Here is a 255-nt window from a genome sequence, read left to right as displayed (position 1 = left end):
CTCCCAGCTGAGCTAAGGCCCCGTTATGAAAGTTATATGGTGGGCCTAAATGGACTCGAACCATCGACCTCACGCTTATCAGGCGTGCGCTCTAACCAGCTGAGCTATAGGCCCATATAACATATGAAAGATTATACTCTCAAAACTGAACGAACAAAGACCGTCACGTCTTGTATATATTCCTTAGAAAGGAGGTGATCCAGCCGCACCTTCCGATACGGCTACCTTGTTACGACTTCACCCCAATCATCTGTC

1 tRNA gene and 1 rRNA gene are annotated in these 255 nt (G+C 47.5%); both read right to left on the bottom strand.

What is annotated here, in order from left to right:
- Window positions 1-37: 37 nt before the first annotated feature.
- Window positions 38-114 (bottom strand) — tRNA-Ile (locus ACQCVH_RS25395).
- Window positions 115-187: 73 nt separating this feature from the next.
- Window positions 188-255 (bottom strand): 16S ribosomal RNA (locus ACQCVH_RS25390); the annotation flags it as partial.

This window comes from Bacillus infantis, from assembly GCF_050107595.1.
GTDB classification, from domain to species: Bacteria; Bacillota; Bacilli; order Bacillales; family Cytobacillaceae; genus Bacillus_AB; species Bacillus_AB infantis_C.
Note: the sequence above shows the minus strand (reverse complement) of the source record. Positions and strands in the feature narration are given on the sequence as shown.